At 54.3% G+C, this 6,735-nt stretch carries 2 protein-coding genes and 1 pseudogene; all 3 read right to left on the bottom strand.

Features of this window, described 5'->3' with window-relative positions:
- Positions 1-20 precede the first annotated feature (20 nt).
- Positions 21-1,451: a two component system sensor histidine kinase QseE/GlrK gene (gene qseE, locus NNO02_RS15125; RefSeq protein ID WP_271440708.1), complete on the bottom strand. Its 1,431-nt coding sequence runs from the start codon at positions 1,449-1,451 to the stop codon at positions 21-23.
- Between the two features lie 739 nt (positions 1,452-2,190).
- Positions 2,191-2,358: pseudogene (locus NNO02_RS23865) on the bottom strand (hypothetical protein); the annotation flags it as partial.
- A 216-nt stretch (positions 2,359-2,574) separates the two neighbouring features.
- Positions 2,575-6,462, bottom strand: coding sequence for a phosphoribosylformylglycinamidine synthase (gene purL, locus NNO02_RS15130; RefSeq protein ID WP_271455153.1), 3,888 nt, complete (start codon positions 6,460-6,462; stop codon positions 2,575-2,577).
- Between the last annotated feature and the right edge of the window lie 273 nt (positions 6,463-6,735).

A 6,735-nucleotide genomic window follows, 5' to 3' on the forward strand; every position in this document is an offset into this window, starting at 1 on the left:
TCACCAGACTTAGGTTCATTTTAGTGGTTTTTCGATGCAGATAGCGGCAGTTCTATGCGGAAACAAACGCTTTGCGCATGCTCATCAACCAGATACAGTTTTCCCCGCATACGGCGGATACAGTCTCTGGCGATGCTCAGTCCCAACCCGCTTCCTTTGACTGCCCCTTTTCGCTGATGGCTACCCTGGAAAAACGGTTCGAAGATCATCGCCTGTTCTGCTTCTGGAATCGGTGTGCCGGTATTTATGACATCAATGTATACCGTCGAGCCATGCAAACTGCTGCGGATCCAAATGTTACCGGATTCAGCGCCATAGTGCACCGCATTGGAATAAAGATTGTCCAGCACGCTCATTAACAGCATGGGCTCGGCCAGACATGCGTTCGCCGCCAACGCAACATCAGTATGTATCATTTTGGCGCGAGCGGGCAGGCTATGTGCTGAAACAACACTTTCCACCAACGGCGCGATTTCTACGCGCTCAAGTTCTACTTCGTCATCCGCCAGCTTGCGGTTGTAATCAAGCAATTGCTCAATCAGCTTTTGTAGATTACGGCTACTGTCATCCAGAATACCGACCACCTCTTTTTGCTCGGGAGTGAGCGGTCCAACTACCTGATCGGCCAGCAACTCCGTGCCTTCACGCATACTTGCCAGCGGCGTTTTCAGTTCATGTGAGAGATGGCGTAAAAACTGATGTCGCTGTGACTCAAGCCAGGAAAGGCGCTCGCTCAACCAGATTATGCGCTGGCCAACGGAACGCAGTTCCCGGGGGCCTGTAAACAATACGCTATCGCCCAGTGAGCGACCTTCCCCCAGACGATTAATCATCCGTTCAATACCCTTCACCGGGCCGATAATCATACGGGTAAACAGCAGTACCATCGCCAGACTAACGAGAAACAGTACCAGCGCCTGCCAGCCAAAGAACTGACCACGTTCGGCAATTTCTTGTTGTAACTGCTGACCGCGCGAGAAGACCACGGTACGTGTAGCCTGCACCATGTCGGTATTCGCATTAGCGAAGGCTTCCAGACGGGCTGCCGCCTGGCTGTCAGGACCGCTGTTATTACACTGCAGTTGGGCGAGATCGTTGAGATCCTGCCGTAACGCCTGGTAGAGCTTGTTGTCCGGTAAAACGCCCGCATGCGCGTCCAGCATGTCGCTATAACGCTTACGCTGGCTCTGGTAAACCTTTGCCAGCGTCGGATCATCCAGCACACAATACTGTCGGTAGCTACGCTCCATCTCCAGCGCGGCATTGGTCATCGCCTCGCTGCGTCGGGCATCAATGAGCGTGGTTCTGTTAGTCAGCGCCGCCTGAGCGCTCAGGGCGTTCAGGCTCTGCCACGCTTGCCAGGCCAGTACGAGCAAAGGGAGCAGGATCAGCAAAAATGCCAGTGTCACCAGCTGACGTAAGGATCGAGGGAAAACAGACCAGCGCTTCAAGGCGTTACTCTCAATGGACGGGAATAAGACGATGCTAACTGAGGGGAACGTCAGATACAACAAAGCCGGGATTAACCCGGCTTTGTTATGGAATAAGGCGGTGCCTAACTCGACGTTTCGCCCGAAGGTTGATATGAGCTTCGCTAATATCAGATGTTGGACGGCAGGCACCTTGTTGTGCGTCATTCGAAGTTTATGTAGCACGTCCCGAAGGGGCTGACATAAGAAGGTGAATGAGCCACTGGTTAATATTATGCAGCATCTGTGCCAATATTCAAAACACTTTATTAACACAATGATAAATATAAGAAATATGAATAATTGTGTAAAAATAAGGATTGAGTGTTTTTTGTGCACTCTGTCGCTAATAAGCAACACTCGCTGCACTTAAAAATAAAATCATTATAGATCAAATTATTAAGTGTCTCTTTTTGGCGACAAACCAACCCTGACAATGTCGGGATTTCCCGACACTTTAATTTTGCGGCATAAGCGCTGAGTTAATTGCCGGATGGCGGCGTAAACGCCTTATCCGGCCTACAAGTGCCCTTCCCCGTATGCCTGATAAGCGCAGTGCCATCAGGCAGCCGGATGGCGGCGTAAGTACCTTATCCGGCCTACAAGCGCTCTTCCCCGTAGGCCTGATAAGCGCAGTGCCATCAGGCAGTCGGATGGCGGCGTAAACGCCTTATCCGGCCTACAAGCGCTCTTCCCCGTAGGCCTGATAAGCGCAGTGTCATCAGGCAGTCGGATCGCGAAGTAAATGCCTTATCCGGTCTACAAGCGCTCTTCCCCGTAGGCCTGATAAGCGCAGTGTCATCAGGCAGCCGGATGGCGGCGTAAATGCCTTATCCGGTCTACAAGCGCTCTTCCCCGCAGGCCTGATAAGCGCAGTGCCATCAGGTAGTCGGATGGCGGCGTAAATGCCTTATCCGGCCTACAAGTGCCCTTCCCCGTAGGCCTGATAAGCGCAGTGCCATCAGGCAGTCGGATCGCGAAGTAAATGCCTTATCCGGTCTACAAGCGCTCTTCCCCGTAGGCCTGATAAGCGCAGTGCCATCAGGCGCTCTGTATCTGGCGACAAAAAAGCCCCTCGAGAGGGGCTTCATGATGTTTGACCAGATTAACCGAGCTGTTTACGCGCATTACGGAAGATACGCATCCACGGGCTGTCCTCGCCCCAGTTTTCCGGGTGCCAGGAGTTGCTCACGGTACGGAATACACGCTCCGGGTGTGGCATCATAATCGTTACGCGACCATTTTCAGTGGTAACAGCAGTGATACCGTTTGGAGAACCGTTCGGGTTAGCCGGATAGGTTTCGGTCACCTTACCGAAGTTATCAACGTAGCGCAGCGCCACCAGCCCTTTGCTCTCCAGCCCAGCCAAATGCGCATCGTCACGCACTTCCACACGACCTTCGCCGTGAGAAACCGCAATTGGCATCTGTGACCCCACCATACCCTGCAGCAGCAGAGACGGGCTTTGTGTCACTTCGACCAGGCTGAAACGCGCTTCAAAGCGATCGGAGTGGTTACGCACAAAGCGCGGCCACAGGTCGCTTCCAGGGATCAGCTCGCGCAGGTTAGACATCATCTGACAACCGTTACACACGCCGAGTGCCAGCGTTTGCGGGCGATGGAAGAAGGTTTCGAACTCATCACGTACCCGATTGTTGAACAGAATCGACTTCGCCCAACCTTCGCCTGCACCAAGCACGTCACCGTAAGAGAAGCCACCACAGGCCACCAGCGCCTGGAAGTTACCCAGACCAATACGACCGCCCAGCAGATCGCTCATATGCACATCGATGGCGTCGAAACCCGCACGGTGGAAGGCTGCTGCCATTTCAACGTGGGAGTTCACGCCCTGCTCGCGCAGTACGGCCACTTTTGGACGCGCACCGGTAGCGATATACGGAGCCGCAATATCTTCGTTGATATCAAACGACAGTTTAACGTTGAGACCAGGATCGGCATCGTTGGTTTTAGCGTTGTGTTCCTGATCGGCACATTCCGGGTTGTCGCGCAGACGCTGCATCTGCCAGGTTGTTTCCGCCCACCACATACGCAGGGTAGTACGGCTTTCGCTAAACACCGGCTGACCTTGGGCGGTCAGGGTGAAACGATCGCCGGCTACCGCCTGGCCGAGATAATGTACGCAATCAGCCAGACCGTTCGCCGCCAGAATCGCTTCTACCGCGTCACGGTCAGCAGCGCGAATCTGAATGACAGCGCCCAGCTCTTCATTAAACAGCGCCGCCAGGTGATCATCGCCCAGAGTACCGATATCTGCTTCAACGCCGCAGTGACCGGTAAAGGCCATTTCTGCCAGCGTAACCAGCAGACCGCCGTCGGAGCGGTCATGGTAAGCCAGCAGCTTACGTTGTGCGACCAACGCCTGAATGGCGTCGTAGAAGTCTTTCAACTGCGTTACATCGCGCACATCGGCAGGTTTGTCGCCCAGTTGACGGTATACCTGTGCCAGCGATGTCGCACCCAGCGCATTGTGACCAAGGCCAAGATCAATCAGCAGCAGCGCATTGTCTTCAGTAGACAGCTGCGGCGTGATTGTATGGCGCACGTCTTCCACGCGAGCAAAGGCGGTGATCACCAGTGACAGCGGGGAGGTCATTTCACGCTGCTCGTTACCTTCCTGCCAGCGGGTTTTCATCGACATGGAGTCTTTACCCACTGGGATAGTCAGGCCAAGCGCCGGACATAACTCTTCCCCGACAGCTTTTACCGCTTCGTACAGCCCGGCATCTTCACCCGGGTGACCCGCAGCCGCCATCCAGTTTGCGGAGAGTTTAATGCGTTTGATATCGCCAATCTGCGTGGCCGCAATATTGGTTAGCGCTTCACCGACGGCCAGACGCGCAGAGGCGGAGAAGTCCAGCAGCGCGACAGGGGCTCGTTCACCGATGGACATCGCTTCACCATAGTAGCTATCCAGACTGGCGGTAGTGACCGCACAGTTCGCTACCGGGATCTGCCACGGACCCACCATCTGGTCACGCGCCACCATCCCGGTGACAGTACGGTCGCCGATGGTAACGAGGAAGGTTTTCTCTGCTACGGTCGGCAGGTGCAGCACACGGTTTACCGCGTCAGCAATCGTAATATGCTCACGTGTCAGCAGCTCGCCTTTGGCTTTCAGCGTTTGTACGTCGCGGGTCATTTTCGGCGTTTTACCCAGCAGAACGTCCAGCGGCATGTCAATCGGCTGGTTGTCGAAGTGGCTATCGCTCAACGTCAGGTGTTGTTCTTCGGTAGCTTCACCAATCACCGCATAGGGGGCACGCTCGCGCTTACACAGTTCATCAAACAGCGGCAGTTGATCGGCGGCCACCGCCAGCACATAGCGCTCCTGAGATTCGTTACACCAGATTTCCAGCGGGCTCATACCCGGTTCATCACTCAGGATATCGCGCAACTGGAATTTGCCGCCGCGTCCGCCGTCACTGACCAGCTCCGGCATGGCATTAGACAGGCCACCCGCACCAACATCGTGGATGAACAGGATCGGGTTAGCGTCCCCCATCTGCCAGCAACGGTCGATAACTTCCTGGCAGCGACGCTCCATTTCCGGGTTGTCGCGCTGTACAGAAGCGAAATCAAGATCGGCATCAGACTGGCCGGAAGCCATAGATGATGCCGCACCACCGCCCAGGCCGATGTTCATCGCCGGACCGCCGAGGACGATCAGCTTGGCGCCCACCACGATCTCGCCTTTCTGCACGTGATCTTCACGGATATTGCCGATCCCACCCGCCAACATGATCGGCTTGTGATAGCCGCGCAGCTCTTCACCATTATGGCTGTTCACTTTCTCTTCATAGGTGCGGAAGTAGCCCGTCAGCGCAGGACGACCAAATTCGTTGTTAAACGCAGCACCACCCAGTGGACCTTCGGTCATAATATCCAGTGCGGTGACAATACGGTCCGGCTTGCCAAAATCTTCTTCCCACGGCTGTTCAAAGCCCGGGATACGCAGGTTGGAAACGGAGAAACCCACCAGGCCAGCTTTCGGTTTCGCACCGCGCCCGGTTGCGCCTTCATCGCGAATTTCACCACCAGAGCCCGTTGCGGCACCTGGCCACGGCGAGATCGCCGTCGGGTGGTTATGGGTTTCAACCTTCATCAGGATATGAGCAGGCTCCTGATGGAAATCGTAGCGACCGGTCTGGTGGTCAGCAAAGTAGCGACCCACTTCAGAACCTTCCATCACCGCTGCGTTATCTTTATAGGCAGACAGGACGTGATCCGGCGTGGTTTCAAAGGTGTTTTTGATCATCTTGAACAGCGATTTCGGCTGCTGCTTACCGTCGATCACCCAGTCGGCATTAAAAATTTTATGACGGCAGTGCTCGGAGTTGGCCTGTGCAAACATGTACAGTTCGATGTCGTTCGGGTTGCGTCCCAGCTTAGTGAACGCATCTTGCAGATAGTCGATTTCATCCTCTGCCAGCGCAAGACCCAAACGCAGGTTAGCGTCAATCAACGCCTGGCGTCCTTCACCCAGCAGGTCAACGCTGGAAACCGGCGCAGGCTGGTGATGAACAAACAGTTTTTCAGCATCGCTCAGCGCAGAGAAAACCGTTTCCATCATGCGGTCATGCAGAATATTGGCAACCGTCAGCCACTGCTCAGCAGTCAGCGTGGAGGCCTCAACATACCAGGCAATGCCACGTTCCAGGCGGCTAATCTGTTGCAGGCCGCAGTTATGGGCAATATCAGTCGCTTTAGAAGACCACGGGGAGATGGTACCCGGGCGAGGCGTGACCAGCAGCAGTTTGCCTTCAGGGGCATGACTGTGAAGAGCAGGACCATATTTCAGCAGACGTGCAAGTTGCGCGCGCTCGTCCTCATTCAATGGTGCATTCAGATCGGCAAAATGGACGTACTCGGCGTAAATATTGTGGACCTGGAGGTTGGCAGCCTGAAAACGTGCCAGCAGTTTGTTAATACGGAATGCAGACAGTGCAGGTGAACCACGCAGAATTTCCATCATAAGTCTCTCGTCTTCTAAGCTTTCGGTGTGCCCAAGTGGGGGAAACGGGCGTCATTATAAAGAATCTACCGCGCCGACGAAACCGTTTGCGTCGAAATAAAATCACGACCTTGTCTTATCATCAAATGCGGTCTGTTTTCTGAATAAGTTGCCAACTGACGCAAGTTTAAGCAAAATGCCGCTCATTAATGACTAATTCACTTCTTAATCAATACCACAGCACGCAGAGACAACGTACGGTTCAGAGAATTAACTAATTGAAAAAATTAAAGA

The sequence above is a fragment of the Citrobacter sp. Awk 2 genome, assembly GCF_028069815.1.
Lineage (GTDB): Bacteria > Pseudomonadota > Gammaproteobacteria > Enterobacterales > Enterobacteriaceae > Citrobacter.

Bases quoted from the DNA above. Each gene is read 5' to 3' on its own strand.
- purL (WP_271455153.1), bottom strand. From the start codon at position 6,462: ATGATGGAAATTCTGCGTGGTTCACCTGCACTGTCTGCATTCCGTATT.